Origin of the sequence: Bartonella sp. CL434QHHD, assembly GCF_042195145.1 — a bacterium.
In the GTDB taxonomy this organism is placed as follows: Bacteria; Pseudomonadota; Alphaproteobacteria; order Rhizobiales; family Rhizobiaceae; genus Bartonella.
This window is the reverse complement of record NZ_JBHINT010000034.1, coordinates 17,348-36,498: the sequence shown is the minus strand read 5'-3', so window position 1 is coordinate 36,498 and position 19,151 is coordinate 17,348. Positions and strand designations below refer to the sequence as shown.

Below are 19,151 nucleotides of genomic sequence, written 5' to 3'. Positions count from 1 at the left end.
AGGAGAGCGTCTATGGCACATAAAAAAGCTGGTGGTTCCTCGCGTAATGGTCGTGATTCAGAATCGAAACGTCTAGGCGTTAAAAAATTTGGTGGTGAAACCGTTATTGCCGGAAATATTATTATTCGCCAGCGTGGTACACGTTGGCATCCTGGTAACAATGTTGGTATTGGAAAAGATCATACGCTTTTTGCATTATCAAATGGAAAGGTTTCTTTTCAACGCAAAGCGGGTAATCGTTCCTACGTTTCAGTCATTCCTATGCTGGAGGCAGCAGAGTAATCTGTAACACTCTCTAGCAATCAACAGGATTTCATTGAATTATAGTTGTGGTTTTATAAGTATTAAAAGGGAAAGATAGAGTCTTATCTTTCCCTTTTTGCGTTGGTACTATAATAAATGTAGAAGATATACGAAAAAGGTAGAATTGAGGAAATGGCTTTTCTCAATGAGGGAAAAAGTTTGTGCGATGTTATGTTAGTATTTAGTCCTGAACATATTGATATTATGATAGAATTTGTTGATAAATTTCTGTATAATAATAGTGAGAGAGACTTTCTTTTTATGCATGAAGAAGTGTCTAGTGATTTCTTATAAGAGAAGCAGTTTGTTTTCAGAAAATTATGAGAAATTTAATGAGAGCATTCTTTATGTAATCATTTTGATAAAGATGGGTCTTTTTATCGGCATTGTGGTATTGATGAGTTGTCATACTGTTTTTAGGTGGTAGTGTGGATAGGTGTGGCTATTCATTTAAAAAGACATAGGGATAAAAAATCCATAAGAAGGCAGCCAAAACTACTTTGAAAGTGACGTGCATTAAGGAATTTTCGGTAAATCAAGAGTGAAATTATATTTTTAAGGAGGACGGTGTTTAAAGATATAAAAATAACCAACGTGCAATCAGCGCCCTTCAAGAATATTTTTTCTGATTTCACTATTATTGTGTATTGTTGAAAATAAATAAGCATAAGAGCTAGAGCTAAGGCAATAATTGCTTTTCATTTTTTACTTTATTTATCTTATTTGTAGAGTTTTTCTTTATTTTAGTAATTGATGATGGTGCTTGGGGGGATGTTCGTACTTTGCAAATGTGCGACAGAGAGTATTGTGTATTTGCGATATTGATTGAAGTAAAGGTGTAGCTTAAAATATATAAATATTATATATCGAGGGTTTGATATCATAAGATGGGCAGCACGGAATTTTAAAGATGATAAGTTGCATGGAGCAATTTGTAATTATGTAATGAATTTATAAAGAGGGATAATAGGTTAAATAAACTTTGTGGAATCAATCAAAATATTAGCTGAAGTTACGGATGATTGGGAAGGATGCTTTCTTGTAGGAAAAATAATGAAAAGTTATGTTGAATAACTTAGGATAATGAGAGCGTTTCGAAAACATAGTTTTTCAGGTGATTGGTTATGTAGAAAATGGGGTTTTGTCTTTGTAAAGTAAAAGAGTAAGAGGCAGATTTGCTTATAATGGTTTTAAGCACTTCGCTAGATAATAATATCCAATTGTTTTATCGGTTATATTGAGGTATTTAAGCACCTCACTTAGCTATATTCCGTAAAATATAAATAAAGCTGTGGTGGTATTTATAGCTTGTATTTTGGGAAATGCAGCTTTGAAAAGGAATGTGTCAGAGATATTGGTGTTCAAATGTGAGGCAATTTGAATTCATGATGAGATATGAGAAAGCAGAAGCAATGAATGTAGATTTTGCTGATGGTGAAATCTTGTCTATAAGATCTGTACAACTTGCAGCTGCTTTTGATCATAAAAATGATGCAATTTATGCTGCTGCTGAATTGCTTGTGCAGGTTGGTGCAGTTGATAAGTGTTATCTGGCAAGCATGCTTGCACGTGAAGAAACAACCAATACTTGGCTTGGAAATGGTATAGCCATTCCTCATGGTATGGCTGAAAATCGTGATTTAATTATCAAGGATGCTGTTGCTGTTATACAGGTTCCTGCTGGTGTTGAGTGGCAGGATGGCAAGAAAGCATATTTGGTTATTGCCATTGCAGCGTGTCCAGATCGCTATAGAGAAATTTGTAAAAAATTGACGTCTCTTTTATTTGATAAAAAACAGCTTGAAGTACTTGCAACCACTATGGACAAACAACAAATTGTTACAACTTTGTTTGACCAAAATATGAAGATAGAAAAAACTTTTATTGGTGACCTTTCTGTGTGTCAGGAATGGACTTTAGATTATCCAAGTGGTCTTCATGCACGACCAGCTTCTCTTTGGGTTGATTTTGCGAAAAAGGCTCAAAGTTCCATCAGAGTTCGCCATGGTCAATATACCGTTGAAATGAAAAATTTGGTTGGTTTATTGCAATTAGGAGCAAAAAACGGTGATGTTCTGATTTTTTCTACAGATGCTTCAGAAGGAGCACAACTTCTCAATGATGCCATTGCTATTGCAAAAAAAGTGAGTATTAGTGAAAAATGCCTGATGAGAGCAATGGAATCTCAAACAAAGGCTTTTCATGGTTGGTATCCACGCTCTATGCAAAAAGGCATTTCTGGTGTTGGAGCGAGTTCAGGATTAGCATTTGGTAAGATTTTTGTTTTAAGGCAAAATGATATTTCCATAATAGACCAGCCAATTGATTTTGCAGCTGGTGCAGCATGTCTTGAAAATGCTCTTACAAAAACAAAACATAAAATGGCATCTGTAATTTCTGATATTACAGTGCGTATGGGAGCAGATTCTGCTGCAATTTTTTCTGCGCAAATGGTTTTGCTTGACGATGAAAATTTAATAGCTCAAGCTTGTCGTTTTATAGCGGAAGGTCATGGTGTCGCTTGGTCTTGGGATAGAGCGGTTCGTCAATTTTCAGATATGTTTTTTAAGGTAGATAATCCTTTGTTAGCAGCACGTGCTGTTAATTTAGTTGATGTTGGTCGACGTGTTTTAGGTGAAATCAATCCATCCTATAGATCGTTCTTTTTAAATGATATTCCACATGGTGTAATTCTGGTTACAAATGACCTTTCTCCTTCTGATGTAGCACAACTTGATTGTACAAGGGTAAAAGGATTAGCAACAGCATGGGGAGGTCCATTATCTCATACAGCTATTTTGGCTCGTACTCTTGGTATTCCAATGGTTGTTGCTACAGGTGATGATATTTTAGCGATTCAGTCTGATATTCAGGCTATTATTGATGGCGATAACGGGTTTATTTACCTTGATCCTACGCTTGAAGACGTTGAAGATGCTCAAAGGCATATTGATACTGTTGCGCAAAAACGTGTCAGTGAAATAAGTGCGTGTAGATTACCAGCGCAAACGATAGATGGTCAAAGAATTCGTATCATGGCCAATGTCAACTACGCAAATCAGGTTCCTGTTGCGCTTGATTTGGGGGCTGAAGGTGTTGGACTCATGCGCACGGAATTTTTGTTTTTAGAGAATCCACATATTCCGGATGAAGAGCTACAATTTAATATATATCGGACGATGATTACAGCTGTAGGAGATAAGCCATTAATTATTCGTGCACTTGATATTGGTGGGGATAAACAGGTTACGCATTTACATTTATCTAAAGAGGACAATCCTTTTTTAGGTGTTCGAGGAACGCGGCTTTTGTTACGTCGACGTGATCTTTTGGTGCCTCAATTACGTGCTTTATATCGAGCAGCAAAAGAGGGCGGAGATCTATGGATTGTGTTTCCGATGGTCATGTCTGTTTCAGAGATTGTCGCTATAAAAAAGATTGCAGAGGAAATCCGCAACGATATCGATGCACCAAAATTAAAACTTGGTATTATGATCGAAGTTCCAGCAGCGGCCATTATGGCAGATGTATTAAGCGCCCATGTTGATTTTTTTTCAATTGGAACCAATGACCTAACACAGTATACAATGGCTGTTGATCGGCAAAATCCGTACCTTGTGTCTGAAGCTGATAGCCTTGATCCAGCAGTTTTGCGTATGATTTATCAGACTATTCAGGGAGCTGCACAAAATAAGTGTTGGGTTAGTGTATGTGGTGGTATGGCTGGAGATCCTTTTGGTGCAATGATTTTGACTGGATTGGGAATTAATGAGCTTTCTATGATATCTTGCGATATTTCTCCAGTAAAGGCGTGTTTACAGACTCATAGTTTTGAAGATATGAAAATTTTAGCACAAAAAGCATTACAATGTGAAACTGCACGAGCTGTACGTGCTCTAAGCAAGGATATAAGGTGATAAAGAACATTAAGGGGAAAAAACGAGCTCATTTTTCAGACTAATCAGATCTTTAGTGTTGTAAAACATTATCCTTTAGGACAATTATAAGCAGCATATTAATTTGTAATGGTAATTTATCGTGTTACATAATGAGAGCCTTAAATATTGTAGGGTTTTCTCGTTTTAAATTTCTCTATATTAAATTAATAAAAATTATTCTTTTATACATTACAAAGAGGAGTAATGTATGGATAAAAACACTCTAAGAAAGAATAAATGCCTTTTATGCATTCTCTCAAATCGCAATGGATGTTGTAATATTAGGTGATAAATAGCGTGATGGTACTTGGCTTTTACTTTTTATTTAAGGAAAGATGATGCTATCCAATAGATTTTATACCATTCATAGACACCGTATGAGGTAGATGTGACAAGCTTTAAGAGATGTTTTTTAACAAACGTGTGGATGAGAAAGAAAATAGTATTTTTAGAGTATTCTGTTTTGTTATGAGACCATATCCCACTTAAAGAATGCGATAATCAAAAGTATGAAGTAATACGTAATCTCTTTTAAATAATAGAGATTACTTTAGATATTTTGAAAACTGTAAAGCTGAATTTAAAAGCATATGGTAAAAATGAAAACAGGTTTGCATTTTTATGATTTTGTATTTGACCAAAATGACTATTTTTTCATTTCAGAAAATAAGATATATTCATACATATTAAATTAAAAATGCAAAGGTTTTTTTTGTCTGAATTTTATTTTCTTTAGTATCAACTAAATATAGAAGTGTGAAATTGAATAGAGGATTTAGAGTAGGGCTTATTCTGTAATCCTATGAAAGAGGAAACTGACACCATCACACTATTTTACAGCCCTCAATGTTGCAAGAATTCGTGCTATTTGAAAAAATACATAAGAGGCACTTATCCTCTCTTAAAATGTTCTTCCTCCACATACCATCCCCGCTTATGACGTATAAACGATAATTTATTATTATAAATCAATATTTATATATTATCTGAAACATAAAAGTGATTAGCAGGTAGATCTCATTTCAAGAGAGAGTTGTTTGTAATCAAAGTTACAGTGATTAAGTATTTTCATCCTTGGAGGCAAGAAGAAGGTTGAAAACGATTTTTATTGAAATGAAATTTATTATCTGAATAAACAATTTTAATATTATATATATAAGAAGTTCATATCGTTATTATTCTATTTATTATTAGGGTAATCAATGGTGTTAAGTGAGAGATATTTAATTATTTGGTTATGCAAAACCATGGACTGTATGCCAATTTTAAGAGAAGTATTTTTTTGTGAAGCAGAAAGTGCGTAAATGAGTATGAAAATTTATAACTGGTGACAATCTTTTTATTCCCATTATTGTATTCTACAAACCTATCCACGAAAAAAGTTTTTTCCTAAAAAGAAGGGATGTGCTTGTTATTCAACAGATATAAGCTCTTACTTTAATAAATGAATTTATTTTTTGGGTTTTGAATGTATAGTTTAGACTTGCACGTTATTTCTTTCTGGGTATAGTGCAAACTTCTGGAGAGGTGGCCGAGTGGTTGAAGGCGCACGCCTGGAACGCGTGTATATGGGAAACCATATCGAGGGTTCGAATCCCTCTCTCTCCGCCATTAATTTAAAACGAACTTTCATATGCTTGATATGACATAGTTTAAAAAGCTCAGCATTTGCAGGATTTTTTGCTGTTGCAATTGACCAGTTCGCGCCAATCTATGCCTGTCATTATGTACACCTAGAAATTGCTGTTGAATTTCCATGAATTTTACACTTTTTAAGCTCCTCTCCTCTCGATCTTGAGATAACCTGATCTAGCATAAACGATCTCTTCAAATATCATTAAAGGATTTTTGCCATTATCACTAACTTCTGGTAGAGCTTTTAGAATTAATGGTGATCATAGTGCTATTTGCAATTTCGTTGCTTAACGGGCTATCCACATGAGAGGTAACAAACACCTCAGCTTTTCTCACGCAATGTGCTTATTTAAAATTAATGTCATGAATATTTGTACAAAATTTTTATCTATACGATAATCAAAAAAAGGCTGACGTAATATAATAATTGAATATCATTCATGCGGCGCTTTCTTTTATCTTTAAGCTTTGTATGTAAATAGATAGTCCGTGCAAAATAAATAAAGGGGCGCAAAAGCCTATAAATACACATAGGACGTATAATATAGAAAATGAAAAAAATTTTCCTGCATATAAAAGCACAATAGAGAATAAAGCTGTTATGATGCGTACACTGGCATCGCCTGCCAAAATCACCTCGGCTAAATTTTCATTAGGTGTGATAGCTTGTCCAATTGTTATTCCCGATATCCTAAAATAAAATTGCCCAATACCTAATAAAAACCCCATAATATAAAGGGAATATTGAGTAAAATTTAAATATAAAACAAAAGAGATTGCGATCACGGCAAAAGCCGGTGCCCCCCATACAAAAAAACGAATTAAAGATGGAAATTTCTGTAAATAATAAGATGAGATAAGACCATTGATCACAAAACCCAGTGCTGACAAAGCAAAAATAGAATTTTGAATAGCTGTAAATTTTATATTATCTGATGTTATAGAAGCAAGCACAAGTGGCAATAAAACAATAGGCCCCGTATAGAGAGAATTATTCAAAATACGATTAATCGTTAAAAAACGCAACGCAGAAATCCGCCAAAGGCACCTGAACCCAACTCCATAAGCTTTTTGAGATGGCTTTTTTAATAGCTCTTTTGCTCTGTTTAGTTGTTGTATAGACTTTATACGAAACCATAAGCAGGCATTCAAAAGATAGATAAATACAATAAAGGCTATAGCTATTTTGTGCCCCAAATGCGCAATTATAAAATATATAAGCAATGGGGATATAATAACAAAAAACTGACAGCAACTAGTGTAAAATGCAAAAATTCCAGCTTTTTGTTTGGGAGCTGGAACCAGCTGATTCAAGGCACTATTGTTATTTGGGTTATCAGCCCCCATCAAGAGAGCAAGTAAAAAAAATACAAATAAAATAAGTACTGGATTGTTCATAAATAATAAGAAAGACAATAAACAAGCGCAAGTAATTTGACTATAAAACCCAATTATAAAGCACTTGATAGTGCGCCAACACGTTTCCCAAACATAAGCCAGCAATTCCAATTGCGATTAAATTAACGACATTTAAAGTAGCAGACGCTTCTCCCGTTGTATCTTGGAATTGTAACAAAGAAAGGCCAATAGATAATACACCACTAGCACAAAAACTCGTCAAACAACTAATCACAATCATAAGAAAAACAGAATTACGCAATAGCCTCTTTCCTTTTAAACAGAGACTCAAGCCATTTTATGATTTTCTCCATTGTCGAATATGGTTCGGTACTAAATTCCAGTTTTTCATAAAAGTTTAGTTCAAATGCGTTATAGGCACTTATTTTTTGAAAGTCATCTGTCAGCATGAATTCTATACTTGGCAACGTTGTACCCATAGATTGAGATAAATAATAGGAAATTACTTTCCAATACATATAGGTATGCTCTCTTGCCAAATAATTTTCCAAGGCATATTTCAAGTGACAACCACTTAAAATATATTTCGGACAATGGTGCAACGGATAATAAATACAAATAGCACCGGCTTCGTGTCCGGGACAAGAAGAAATATTAATATTTTTATCATTTCATAATATTATAAAAACGCTCAGTGAGAAGATCTTCCAAATTTAGTCTAGTCACAACAAGATTGGTTGCTAATTTTTGAGAGACATGAGACCAAGCCAATCTTACTACTAAAGTTCCAATAACCTTTAAGTCAGATTCTGGATAAGCTTTTTTAAAATTTTCCACCCATATGTCTCTGTGACATATAATAATTGGCTCATCTCGTCTGAATGAACAAGATGTAATTCTAAACCAATATTATCACAAAGTTTTGAGCTCTTGAATTCTCCGTATCCTAATCTGGTATTCTTAAATCATCATAGGAACTAAGAATTTTTAAGTATTCCAACTTTTATTAAACTTTGTAACAATCTATTGGAATCTCCCCTTCACTGACTTCGACAATTATTTTCTCACCACTACAAGAACAAAAAATTATCTTTGAATTTGTTTATTTTTAGAAAGAAAAATGAGCAATACTCTTTCTTAACTAAAAGAAACACGCTCTCTACCTTTTTCTTTATGATTATCAAAAAACTATCCCGTTATAATTTAACCATCCATTATTAGGAGAATATTCTGCGTTTAGCCTAATAAACTGTTATAATCAATGTTTCTCTCTGTTCTAAAAATCAGCGCTTTTCTTCCTAGAGATACTCGTAATTGCTGTACAATCTTTCCCAAAAAGGCACTCCTTCAACATTGCTATTAACACGATCATCCTGAGAAGTTTTATACATACACACTTCATTATACGGAATTCTATGTATTTTTTTAACTTACTCAACGAACCAACATTTTCTAATGGGCAACATAAATCACGAAATTTGTGTGCTGTCACAATTCGAAAAACAATCACATATCTCCCTCTAATGATAGACAATGTCATTAGAAGAAAGCCTTAATGATATCGGTAGAATAAATTAACCAGAAAAAATTGCAGCGCAGATAGAACAAATTTTATTTTATACCTTGTAACTCTCTATAAATTTTAATCCTTTTTGTTAAAGGTTCTTATGCAATTTTTTCTATATTCAGTATTTTTTTCCACTTGTTTGCAACAAAAGATTAATAGCTAAATTCGCCTATGTTATAATAGTTTTTCTTTTGGTAAAAGAGGGCTGCTTCAATCTCGACATGTAAATATTTTAATTCTTTAATATATTCTCTTCAGATGCTTTAGATTAACAACACACCAAAACCAAAATATTTATTTTACTTAAGTTATTGAATATTATTTAAGAAGTAGGAAAATAAAGTGATGCAAGAGTTAAAAAAATTATTTAAAAGTTCAAATCCATCTACATTTTAGAGCCATCACGCATGGTAATAACAGTTGTCATTAGGTATACTAAATATGCTTGATAGCTTTTCTGCTTCATGCTTGTAGGGAGTTCCAGATAGAGATAATACCGGAATCCATCCGTGAATGCTCGATAATAAAGCCGTAAACAAAATTATTTTCTTGTTGTTTAACCGGTTAAGCTTGATCCATTTTTTTTCCTAAAGAATAACGTTCTATTTTGTGCTGTAAAATGCGGTTTCTGAAAAGTTTGTACGTTTGTTTGGGGTAGGGGCCGTAAACTTCATAGCCTTATTTTCCGCAGAATCTATGGGCGCATTATGGGAAGCAGGAGTAAAAGAATAAAATCCTGTATGAGAAAGAATCCATTAAAGAGCGTGCGGTTACCCATCTCTAATATCTCCAATAGTGAGATTTTCTGTAGCAATTGCATATATGCATCCTACATCTGCTGCAATTGATTTGTGCCTTGTATTGGCAGGTAGATGTATAATATCTCCTGGTGTACAGGTTATATGTTTTTCGCTATAGAAAAAATCTAACTCTCCCTCTATAATTAAGAGAGTTTCATCGACCTGGTGAATATGCCAATCGTGTATTTTTTTTGGAAAATCTCTTTGTATCTCTATTGATCCTTGCTCTGGAAGCATCATTTTGAATATATCATAGATATTTTTATTTAATTTAATTTTAGAAAATTTAGTCATTATCGTGCTCCATTATATGATATGGGCAAGGTGGGGATTTAATATTATTATCTTGCAGGAAGTATTGCGTCCATTCTCTATTTTGGGGTTCGCCATATTTTCCTAAAAAAGGAGATTTTGTTATAATATCAAAAGGTTCAAGTCTTTTTGTTACAGCGGAGAATGCATTTTTTGCTTTTTGTTCTGTATCGAGCAGATCAGAAAAAACCCACCTAGGCTGGAAAGTTAACATAAATGTAGAACTTCTCCTACTTATTCTGTTTATATGGGATGGGGTATTGCAAGCTATAAACATAGGTTCGCCATGAAAGCAGAACTCTCATAGATGATTGTACATATTTTTTTTGTATATGCTTAGGTCACTCTCGGTTGTCAAAAGCTCGCAAATTTTTAAGTGTAGACCAGAATTTTTCTCTATAAAATTCGATACTTTGTATGGGGGCAGGCTCCTCGAATGCAACAAAAGATGTGTTCTTTCCAAAACTTTTATAATTATCGCAATAAGTTATCAGGTCTTTCATTATATTTTTTGAAGTCAGCTTGTTGTAGAACCCAAATCTAAGCATATTTTTTGAGTATCCATTTACACTGAATAGGCAGAAAAGGCCTAATTGTGTTATTCATGGTTGCATTGAATTCTTTAAAAATGACTTGCTCCCATTTTTAATATTTGTCTATATTTTCAATTATTTGCGCTTCTGAATCCATTTTTTCTTCCCAATTGCTATATTTTATAAGAAATTGCTACGAATGATCCTCTCCAAAGCTGATAATTCATCATCACTGTGTCCCCAAATTGCTATAATAGCTGGGCAGGTATTTAAATCGATGGTTAGGGGGAGGGGCTCGTTTTCTTTAAAAAAGAGCGTAAAATGAACCACATTTTCCCAAGAATGAAGCTTTTGCCGCCATACGTTAACATCTTTTATAATATGACCGTCGATCTCGTTGATAAGGAAGATAATACGCCCTTTTTTCTTAAAGCGACTTGGGGTTTGCGAAAACACGCCTGCAATAAGGTTAACGGAGCTTTCAAGTAAACCATCTTCATAGCAATGCGCGAACAAGGTGGGTGCAATTCCTCCGTGGAGGCGGGCTCCTACTTCGATCATCACTGGACCACGAGCTGTTTGCATGATTTCCATATGCGCAGGTCCATATTCAATCCCCAGTGCGCGAATGCATTGTTTTGCATAAGAGATAAGAGGGGCATAAGAGGGATCTTGAGCATCAAGCACATCAAGCGATTCATAAACAAAAGCACTTCCATTATGAATACCTTTTTTATATCGCGATAAAGCACATACCTTTATAGCCTCTCCATTTACAACGGCATCGACGATGTATTCTTCTCCCTCCAATCTTTCTTGGAGCAAATAGGCCTCGTTAGGTGCGCCAAAAATATTTTTTTTCTTCCAGTCGATTTCAGAGGTCCACGTTACTACTTCCTCAAGATTAGAGAAAAACAAAACACCATCACTCCCTGCAGAATCATTTGGCTTTACCACATAGCCGCTGTGGCTTTCAAAACCATCGAGAGTACAATCGTTTTTTGTAAGAATTTTTGATCGGATGTAAGATAAACCATTTTCACAAAGACGTTTTTGCATCGCTGCTTTTTTCCGTCGCCAATCGGTAGTCAAGGGGTTATTCCCAAGACAACCATAATAAGCCGCCAATTGCTCTGCACAATAGATACCTCTTTCGGCACCCGCTATTACAGCCTCTATCGTGCCAATAGGAAAGCATTTCTTTATCTCATCTACACTATGAAGCTTCGCTTCTGCCATGCCCTTTCCCTGATAAGAAAGCATAAAGTGTGAAAAAGGAGCTGCTTGAGAGACAACACCATAACAAGCATAGCCTAATTTTTGCAAAGCAGGGCCATAGAGGGCACCCGTGGAGAAAGGGTCGACAATAAGAATAGGTTTTCTCATACTTTGTTCCGCTGTGATAAAAGGAAAAGAACATAAATAAAGATTATTAGCCCTATAAGGGGCAGAAGATAAACAGCTGCTTGAGGACCCATAAGGGCAGAGCTTGTAAGAAGACCAAGGATGACATAACCTGCCGATTGGGAGAGAGTATAAAGCATACCGCTATAGCTTCCCACCAGCTCTGCTTGAGCCTCTGTTTTGGTTGCTTCAATCGTATGTTTGCGGGCATTAATTCGCATGGTATTCATTGAAAAGCCAATAAAAAAGCAAAAGACCACAGCCAAATAGGGTGATTGTGTGGTGCTAAAAATAAGATCAGCCATGCTCAACATAAGGGCTGGGAGAATAAATTCAAAACGAGGGATTTTGATAAAAGCAGCTAAAAAAGCGCCCACGCCCGCAACCGCACTGCAAAGCCCATAATATTCAGAACCAAAATTTTTCACACTCTGAAAAAGAATAGTTGCCAGCGTATTATAAGCGCAAATATGAAAGCCAATAAGTCCTATGCAGACGCATAAAAGTTTAAGTTCACGAGAGAGCTCATCCGCTTGCGGTGTAGGCGCTGGCTTCTTACCAGTTGCAAGTGTTGTGGTATCTGTGGCGTTATATTCATCGCAAAAGATAATATATCCGGCTATAAGGCTTATAATGATGTCAAACACACAAAGTGTCACAATCAAACCATTATAACCGATTTCAGCTGCTGCCCCTCGAGGGCTGGTCGCTTCTAAGAGATAACCACTCAGTGCTGCTCCCAAAAATGCGCCAATTTGCACCACTGTTTGCATAATGCGGGAAGCCTTTTGGGCGCTAATATAACCACTAAGTGCTAGTTTAGTATTATAAGTCTCGAGAGTGCTTAAGGTAATCAAAGAGAGATAGCCGATAGAGATAGAGACAACGATAAAACCAAAGGGGGAATCAGCGTAATGGAAAAGTGCAATCAATAAAAGAAGGCTATAGATAATGATTCGCCTTTTGTATAAATCGACCAACCGCAGTGAGGCTTTAATGTGCACAAGACCGCTTTTTTTCAAAAGATAGGGCATAAGGGTGCCCAAAGCCATGGTTACGCCTAGGAAAACCGATGAGGATGTTATGCGATAAGCATTCCAAAGATTACTTAAAAATAAAACCATATCAGAAAGATACAGCAGGACAACAAGCCCATAAAACCGAAACATCAGTTGTTTGTGCACATTATCCCCCCCCATTTCAGAATCTCTTAAAAACACACAGTATTATAAATCAGCACACATGTTTACAAATAATAAATACACACACACATATTACTGGGCATGTCAAGTTTTTTGGTAGGGAACATTTGAACGCTGATGTTTATGGTAGTGATAGCTTATTATTCAGGAGAATGAATAGCGATAGAGGCTGGTATTTTTACTGCGTCTGTTGCGGGAGGCTTGCCAATAAGGGGAAAGCCAGATAACGAATATAACTATGTCCTAGAGATATATTTTGCGCTTTCAAGTTGATTTTATTTATACTCAAGGTTGAGGTTTTTCTATTGACCGTTGTTAGATGTTGTTGTGACAATAAACTTCGTTATCTATCAGAAACATTTATGGCATTAGCGCTAAGGTATTGTATTAAAGCCTTTACATAGTAGTCTGTCTGATAGAGAGGTATTATTGGTTCAGTTTTAGGAGGCTTTATTACGGCTGATTTGGGCGTCGTCGTTGTTTGAGGTCTTATTATAATATTCTTAATTTCAGTTTATGAATATACCGAAAAATATAGTGAAACATTTGATTTAAACGCTTTTGCAAGGCATATTTCAATATCTCAGCGATGTTTTCCAAGAATTGCTCTGCTGCTTTTTGACGGGATCGGATATCAAATGCTTATAGCGAGGGCAGTGGTTTGAGAAAAGATAGAGTTGATTTCATTAGCTTCCTATGGAGCGCAATCTAGTAGCAGCTCTTAAGGGACAATAATATACTGAGATCGAACTCATTTCTATACACTTACACGACGCTATAGGAGTAATCCTCAGAAACTCTACTAGAATTCGTCAAAAAATGGCAGGTTATGGAGTGTGAACAAAAAAATATATTTTTTACAAATACTTAATCTCATTTTAAGTTGTCTAAAATATAACCTTATCTTAAAACTAAGTCTATATACTACCATTTATCATAAAGTTATACAAAATGCGGGAGTATTGTGTTTTTCTGTTTAGAGACGAGTTAAAAAACACCTTATTAAACATTAAGAGATTTCAGACATAAAACAATTTAACTTATGGAAAGTATATAGACAAAATGTATCTTGATAAAAAAGTTTATAATTCCATGGGGTCTCCAAAGAAATTTTTTGGTTCTTTTATTGTCTTATGTGGATTTGATGGGAGTGGTAAGACAACACAAACAAAAGAAATCGCTCGCCATTACTCAATAGAAAAACATATAATACAAACTTTTCAACCCAGTTATTGGAATAGAAATAATCCAGAAATTAGAGATTACTTAGATAATGGAAAAGCAATTGATCCGTTACTTTTATCAGCGACAGATAGACGCAAACATACGCTTGAAATTATTGAACCTTACTTCACGTCATCGCAAAATTTATTAATTAGCATCGATATGTTTATTCTAGTCTTGCTTATTTTTATGCTCGAGAGCTTTCTGTTGAAAGTGTAGTTAAATTAAATCAATCTATTCCAAGACCTCATATTACATTTTATCTTCATTTACCGCCCACTACTATACTAGAGCGGTTGCAGAAAAGGGATGGTTTAAACTTAAAATACGAAGAAAAACTCTCTTTTATTGAAAAAGTTTACAAAGTATACAAAGTTTTATCAGAAATAGATGAGCGGTTTATAACAATTGATGGAACTGCTTCTGTTTCTTTAATTCATCATCAAATACGACATCATATAGATGAAGTTTGTTTTTGATTATGAATAAAATCATTTATTAATCAATTTATCCACGATAGATCCTCCTTTATGTATTCGTACTCTAAATCTGAAACTTTAGAGATATGATTGCAATAATTTAACTGCTCAGGAAAAATATCACGTTATATATTTTAATTAGAAAACTAACTGTAATGAGCTTGTTTTAAAATATTTAGAGAAGGGGAGTAGAAAAGTTAGCAATATTTATTGTGAGGATAATAGTATGTTTATTCTTTTAGAGACGAAGTGTGGTGATAGAAGAACGACATGGAGGAATATACTCGAGCATATTTTAGTGCACGGAATAATAAGGACAATAATGTGAGTGAAGCTTCTATACCGTAAAATTGTTTCACATATGTATAAAGGTGTAGCTTCTGAATAAAACGCACATAAAATATTAATTTTGTTTTTGTCCATAAATGTTCCGTTTTCATAGAGGAATTAATCATAAAACAGCACAAAGATTATAAAAGCCTCAAAAAAGAAATTTTGCTTTCTTAAATTTAATGATCTAAAATGAAAATTGTAAGAATGCCTGTTTTTAAACAGGATGTATCATGCATATCGACTGGTATTCATTTTAGAGGATAATTTATGTTCACTTCAAATTTGAAGGAACGCATTGCTTTATTTGAAAATAGAACTTTTCTCTATTTTACTTTGAGCGGCTTATTTGCTACATTTGGAAGTGGACTAAATTATATTACATTGTCATGGCTCGCTTACAATCAGACGGGCTCAATCCGTGGTGTAGCGTTGATGATGCTTTTTCTTTGGACGCCTGGCATTATTTTTGCGCCTATTTTTGGCATATTGGCAGATAAATATAATCGTAAAACGCAGATTATTATTTCAAATCTTGTGAGAGGTTTGGTAATTGTAAGCTGGGTAATGCTTTGGCATTTTGGTATAGAAATTGAATTGATGGTCTTATCTGCTCTTTTGGGTATTTTTATCCCTTTTTATATGCCATCAGCTATTTCTTTAATTCAAAGTATTGTGCTGAAGGAACAGCTCATCAATGCAAATGCGACCATCGATATGGTTTATGAACTTGGCACTATCGTAGGTATGGGCTTAAGTGGATTTATACTGTCCTATGCAGGAACAAAAGGAACTCTTCTAATAGGTGGTATATTCTTTATCATTGCTGGTTTATTTAATTTTGCAATGAAGGTACCTAAAAACCGAAGATCTAAAAATCAAAACCAGCAAAATTGGTGGGAAAATTATACAGCATCCCTTCATTATTTTAAACAGAATCCGGCTCTTTTTGTACCTTATATAAGCCAGATGATTATTATGACTCTTTTGATGACCATTCCTGTTATTCTCGTTCCTTATATACAAGAGGTTTTACATGCAGATAGCAGTATCTTTGCAATATTTGAGGTGCTTTATTCTATGGGCGTATTGACAGGTGCGTTTTTTTCACCACTTCTTTGTAAAGTTTTATCTATCAGGAAAACATTAGCCATTTTATTAGCTTTTATGGCTATTGGCCTCGCTATTCTATCTGTTAATACACACAATTTTGTTGTTTTTCCTGTTTACTTTATGATTGGATTTGGACTTTCGAGTTGGGCTCTTTCGATTTCTTTATCACAACTCTCTTGTGATCCTGAATACCAAGGAAGATTGCAGGCAAGTTTTAATGGTATCTCTGGATGCTTGATCCTCGGAGTCTACCTCATTATGGCAAGCGATAACAGTAGCATATCACCTCAATCGATATATTTTTTTCAAAGCATTGTTGCGTTTGTTGGAATACTCATAGTGCTGTTTTATAGACATGAAAAACAATAAATTACGTTTAAGAGTGGTCAATATACGCTATTTTATAAACATTTACGCTGCAGCACATTTCATATTTTGCTTTTAAAGGAGAGTTGAGAAAATGTAAAAGTTGGTGCTTAATGAACAAAGCATAAATTGATGTATTCTAGAGAATACTCTCTATTTTTTGATAATGATCTAAAAGAATTGATGCGTTTCTTTAATTCATCTCACTGTTGTTAAGAAGACGAAAACGTAACACTTTAAATCTTCTTGAAAGTTTTTTGTTTAAGCGTAGTAGAAAGTAAAGCAATGAGGTAATATCGTATCATATGGGGAGAGTGTTGTATTATTTTTGTTTTTCAAAATCCATATGAAAAATTGTATCAATTTCATCTTCATTGGAATGGGTATTTCTACGACGATGCAAGGTTTGCACAATCTCTTTTTTTAAAACAGCATCTGTTTCACTTAAACGATGAATACTGAGTTCCAATTCAAGAGATAACGCCAAATCCACGCACAATTTAAGCTCTTCTCCAATGTCGAAACCGCGTTGATAGTCGTCATAAAGACCAACCAGTGTATCAGATAATTCTTTATCGCATAAAGAGGTCATGCTTAATTCCTCAACGTTGCGGGTTTCCATGCAGCTTTTTTAAGTATCACTCCACTATCATCACTTAAAATTGCCATGTATACGAACCTCATGGTTTTGTCAATTTTCTGCAAAATACGCGCTTTTAAATCAATGCCTATTAAAGATTTTATTACTCCAAGTTTTTGAAGCGCCCAATTGTAAATATGGATGGCAATGTGTTTACTATAGAACTTATAGCATTTAAAATACACTGCCAAAAGGCTTTTAATGTGCGTAGAGGAAGAGTATTCTGACGATAAACCAAACACCCTGAAATCTCTATTGCCAATTACAGCTAACTCAGTGTCATTAATATATAAAATAAGCAAACAGGGTTTGTAAACGTCTAACTTTTTAATAACGAGTGATAATCTCATTTTTTGTAGAATACCAATTATTTTGCCTATTTTATATTGATTTTTAGACATTGATAAACTTTTTACCTTATAAAAACCTATGGGAAATGAATTTGCATATTTTTGTAATAAGATTTCAGTGGTATATTGCACAGCATGGAATGAAGAGAATCGTATTAGGCTTTTTGCTTTTGGAAGAATATGACTGCGACTTGTGAGAAAGCAGTTGGCAAGAATTGGCTTGGCATGCAAACTGATAGAGTTGGCAGTGGCGCATTTAGCTTTTTCATTGGGCTGTGTCCAAATGTTTTTGACTCTGGAAAATAGCCTCGGATAGGCTTGAGTTTTTCCAAGGTTATATTACAGGGGCGCAGTTCAGTAAAATACCACGGCGATTGCATTTTTTGTGTAATTGTCATAATTTTCGCTCCTGCTTAAACGGATGCTGTGACATCTGTTTTTGTGGGGTTATGTATGTGATAACTGCTCTTTTTAAGGAGCAGTAATAATAGATATAAATCAATATAATTATTTAGTCAACAATTATATTGATTTTGGAGTGTTTTTTGGCTCGTCCGGAAGCAAAACCTAAAACTGAGTTGGCAAAACGTTTTCGTGAAGTGCGTCACGCTCTTGGTTTTACAGAGCGTAAGCAGTTTGCTGCACATCTTGGTATCACTGCTGGCTCTGTAGGAACTTATGAAACTGGTATAAGTGAGCCTACAGCCTCTGCGCTCTCCAAATATCAAGAAATTTGTGGTATTTCCTTAGATTGGCTTGTGACGGGCAATGGCGAGATGTTTTCAGATATGGCAAAGGCGAAAGCAGCTGGTTTTAAACCGCAAGCGATACCTGCTGGGCTGATGAAAAAGCTAGGACATTTAGTTTATACGACCTATCATGATGCAAAAATAGATCTTTCTCCTGAAGATGTTGCGGAATTAGCAGCAGAGCTTTATGGAAGATTGCAAGAGCTTATTCAAAACCTCAATGATATGGAAGAAGTCGAAGCCACTTTGCCACTTTTAAAATTACATTTAAAGCGTAAAATCGAAACTGAAAAGCATATCTAGAAATTTCATAAGATACGAATGAACAGCCTTTTTAAAAAATAAAACTTTTTTGATTTTCTACTATATAACCAAGTTTGGAATGTGAAAACCTCACGATCTTCGAGTCTTTTATTCAACCTGAAAAACGAGAAACTATCATTATAAATCAATATATTGTTCTGATTAAAAATAAAGCAGTTCATAAAAAGAACGACGGGTAGCAATACAAACAAAATTGATTCAAAAAGAAGCTAATATAGTGTCATTCCTGAAATATTTGTTGGTTGAGGGAAAAGATACTGACAACAGTGAAAATACAATGACGATGTTTTGTTCCTATAGAAGGGTAACAGACATATACGCGAGAAGAACGAAAGATCATTTATAGCACTTTTGTCTTTTTATGAAGAGGACAAGATGAGCACGTTGGAACTTTTTACAGAGCGTGCATCATTATATTAAAAAAGATTTCTTTCAAAGATATGCATTATATATTGAAACAGATTATCTCGCAACAAAGAGTGAGATTATCATGATAATCGTTATCTATTACATTGTGCTATAA

At 34.6% G+C, this 19,151-nt stretch carries 16 protein-coding genes, 1 tRNA gene and 1 pseudogene; 7 read left to right on the top strand and 11 right to left on the bottom strand.

Going from position 1 to position 19,151, the window contains the following annotated elements; translation table 11 throughout:
• Nucleotides 1-12 precede the first annotated feature (12 nt).
• The 3 genes from rpmA (at nt 13) to ACFILN_RS05070 (ending at nt 5,852) form a co-directional block, all read left to right on the top strand.
• Entirely contained in the window at nt 13-282 is a 270-nt protein-coding gene (gene rpmA, locus ACFILN_RS05080; protein ID WP_100130483.1) for a 50S ribosomal protein L27, read from the top strand.
• A 1,406-nt stretch (nt 283-1,688) separates the two neighbouring features.
• Nucleotides 1,689-4,220: a phosphoenolpyruvate--protein phosphotransferase gene (gene ptsP / locus ACFILN_RS05075; protein ID WP_375637182.1), complete on the top strand. Its 2,532-nt coding sequence runs from the start codon at nt 1,689-1,691 to the stop codon at nt 4,218-4,220.
• Between the two features lie 1,542 nt (nt 4,221-5,762).
• A tRNA-Ser gene (locus ACFILN_RS05070) sits at nt 5,763-5,852 on the top strand.
• Nucleotides 5,853-6,314: 462 nt separating this feature from the next.
• Here the strand turns inward: ACFILN_RS05070 and ACFILN_RS05065 are convergent.
• From ACFILN_RS05065 to ACFILN_RS05030, 8 genes are all read right to left on the bottom strand, one after another.
• On the bottom strand, nt 6,315-7,292 hold the full coding sequence (locus ACFILN_RS05065) for an MFS transporter (protein WP_375671028.1): 978 nt from the start codon (nt 7,290-7,292) through the stop codon (nt 6,315-6,317).
• Between the two features lie 22 nt (nt 7,293-7,314).
• Nucleotides 7,315-7,536: a hypothetical protein gene (locus ACFILN_RS05060; RefSeq protein ID WP_375671026.1), complete on the bottom strand. Its 222-nt coding sequence runs from the start codon at nt 7,534-7,536 to the stop codon at nt 7,315-7,317.
• Nucleotides 7,537-7,901: 365 nt separating this feature from the next.
• Nucleotides 7,902-8,072 (bottom strand): hypothetical protein, encoded by a 171-nt coding sequence (locus ACFILN_RS05055; protein WP_375632536.1) that lies wholly within the window; start codon nt 8,070-8,072, stop codon nt 7,902-7,904.
• A gap of 1,500 nt (nt 8,073-9,572) precedes the next feature.
• The gene (locus tag ACFILN_RS05050) at nt 9,573-9,896 is read right to left on the bottom strand and encodes a cupin domain-containing protein (protein WP_375654701.1); all 324 of its coding nucleotides are present in this window, start codon (nt 9,894-9,896) and stop codon (nt 9,573-9,575) included.
• Entirely contained in the window at nt 9,889-10,191 is a 303-nt protein-coding gene (locus tag ACFILN_RS05045) for a YqcI/YcgG family protein (RefSeq protein ID WP_375671024.1), read from the bottom strand. The genes ACFILN_RS05050 and ACFILN_RS05045 overlap by 8 nt, the downstream gene beginning before the upstream one ends.
• Before the next feature lie 64 nt (nt 10,192-10,255).
• Entirely contained in the window at nt 10,256-10,462 is a 207-nt protein-coding gene (locus ACFILN_RS05040; RefSeq protein ID WP_375671022.1) for a YqcI/YcgG family protein, read from the bottom strand.
• A 165-nt stretch (nt 10,463-10,627) separates the two neighbouring features.
• Entirely contained in the window at nt 10,628-11,833 is a 1,206-nt protein-coding gene (locus ACFILN_RS05035; RefSeq protein WP_375671020.1) for an ATP-grasp domain-containing protein, read from the bottom strand.
• Nucleotides 11,830-13,050 (bottom strand): hypothetical protein, encoded by a 1,221-nt coding sequence (locus ACFILN_RS05030; RefSeq protein WP_375671018.1) that lies wholly within the window; start codon nt 13,048-13,050, stop codon nt 11,830-11,832. The genes ACFILN_RS05035 and ACFILN_RS05030 overlap by 4 nt, the downstream gene beginning before the upstream one ends.
• 1,065 nt (nt 13,051-14,115) lie before the next feature.
• Here ACFILN_RS05030 and ACFILN_RS05025 point away from each other — a divergent pair.
• From ACFILN_RS05025 to ACFILN_RS05015, 3 genes and pseudogenes are all read left to right on the top strand, one after another.
• A complete protein-coding gene (locus tag ACFILN_RS05025; protein ID WP_375671016.1) occupies nt 14,116-14,496 on the top strand; it encodes a hypothetical protein in 381 nt (126 codons plus the stop codon).
• Nucleotides 14,496-14,756, top strand: a pseudogene (locus tag ACFILN_RS05020) (hypothetical protein); the annotation flags it as partial. The gene ACFILN_RS05025 and the pseudogene ACFILN_RS05020, both read left to right, overlap by 1 nt.
• Before the next feature lie 600 nt (nt 14,757-15,356).
• The gene (locus ACFILN_RS05015) at nt 15,357-16,568 is read left to right on the top strand and encodes an MFS transporter (RefSeq protein WP_273790295.1); all 1,212 of its coding nucleotides are present in this window, start codon (nt 15,357-15,359) and stop codon (nt 16,566-16,568) included.
• 319 nt (nt 16,569-16,887) lie between these two features.
• On the opposite strand, the gene ACFILN_RS05010 is transcribed toward ACFILN_RS05015, so the two are convergent.
• From ACFILN_RS05010 to ACFILN_RS05000, 3 genes are all read right to left on the bottom strand, one after another.
• Nucleotides 16,888-17,157 (bottom strand): hypothetical protein, encoded by a 270-nt coding sequence (locus ACFILN_RS05010; protein ID WP_012754562.1) that lies wholly within the window; start codon nt 17,155-17,157, stop codon nt 16,888-16,890.
• A 2-nt stretch (nt 17,158-17,159) separates the two neighbouring features.
• Nucleotides 17,160-17,606 (bottom strand): hypothetical protein, encoded by a 447-nt coding sequence (locus ACFILN_RS05005; RefSeq protein WP_375630477.1) that lies wholly within the window; start codon nt 17,604-17,606, stop codon nt 17,160-17,162.
• Nucleotides 17,607-17,710: 104 nt separating this feature from the next.
• A complete protein-coding gene (locus ACFILN_RS05000; RefSeq protein ID WP_273790297.1) occupies nt 17,711-17,953 on the bottom strand; it encodes a hypothetical protein in 243 nt (80 codons plus the stop codon).
• 147 nt (nt 17,954-18,100) lie between these two features.
• On the opposite strand from ACFILN_RS05000, the gene ACFILN_RS04995 reads away from it, so the two are divergent.
• Nucleotides 18,101-18,607 (top strand): helix-turn-helix domain-containing protein, encoded by a 507-nt coding sequence (locus ACFILN_RS04995; protein WP_273790298.1) that lies wholly within the window; start codon nt 18,101-18,103, stop codon nt 18,605-18,607.
• The last annotated feature ends 544 nt before the right edge of the window (nt 18,608-19,151 follow it).

What these genes read in the sequence shown, in the direction of transcription:
- rpmA (WP_100130483.1), top strand. Translation starts at nt 13, where the DNA reads ATGGCACATAAAAAAGCTGGTGGTTCCTCGCGTAATGGTCGTGATTCA.
- ptsP (WP_375637182.1), top strand. Translation starts at nt 1,689, where the DNA reads ATGATGAGATATGAGAAAGCAGAAGCAATGAATGTAGATTTTGCTGAT.
- ACFILN_RS05050 (WP_375654701.1), bottom strand. Translation starts at nt 9,896, where the DNA reads ATGACTAAATTTTCTAAAATTAAATTAAATAAAAATATCTATGATATA.
- ACFILN_RS05045 (WP_375671024.1), bottom strand. Translation starts at nt 10,191, where the DNA reads ATGTTTATAGCTTGCAATACCCCATCCCATATAAACAGAATAAGTAGG.
- ACFILN_RS05040 (WP_375671022.1), bottom strand. Translation starts at nt 10,462, where the DNA reads ATGCTTAGATTTGGGTTCTACAACAAGCTGACTTCAAAAAATATAATG.
- ACFILN_RS05035 (WP_375671020.1), bottom strand. Translation starts at nt 11,833, where the DNA reads ATGAGAAAACCTATTCTTATTGTCGACCCTTTCTCCACGGGTGCCCTC.
- ACFILN_RS05030 (WP_375671018.1), bottom strand. Translation starts at nt 13,050, where the DNA reads ATGGGGGGGGATAATGTGCACAAACAACTGATGTTTCGGTTTTATGGG.
- ACFILN_RS05025 (WP_375671016.1), top strand. Translation starts at nt 14,116, where the DNA reads ATGTATCTTGATAAAAAAGTTTATAATTCCATGGGGTCTCCAAAGAAA.
- ACFILN_RS05015 (WP_273790295.1), top strand. Translation starts at nt 15,357, where the DNA reads ATGTTCACTTCAAATTTGAAGGAACGCATTGCTTTATTTGAAAATAGA.
- ACFILN_RS05010 (WP_012754562.1), bottom strand. Translation starts at nt 17,157, where the DNA reads ATGACCTCTTTATGCGATAAAGAATTATCTGATACACTGGTTGGTCTT.
- ACFILN_RS05005 (WP_375630477.1), bottom strand. Translation starts at nt 17,606, where the DNA reads ATGTCTAAAAATCAATATAAAATAGGCAAAATAATTGGTATTCTACAA.
- ACFILN_RS05000 (WP_273790297.1), bottom strand. Translation starts at nt 17,953, where the DNA reads ATGACAATTACACAAAAAATGCAATCGCCGTGGTATTTTACTGAACTG.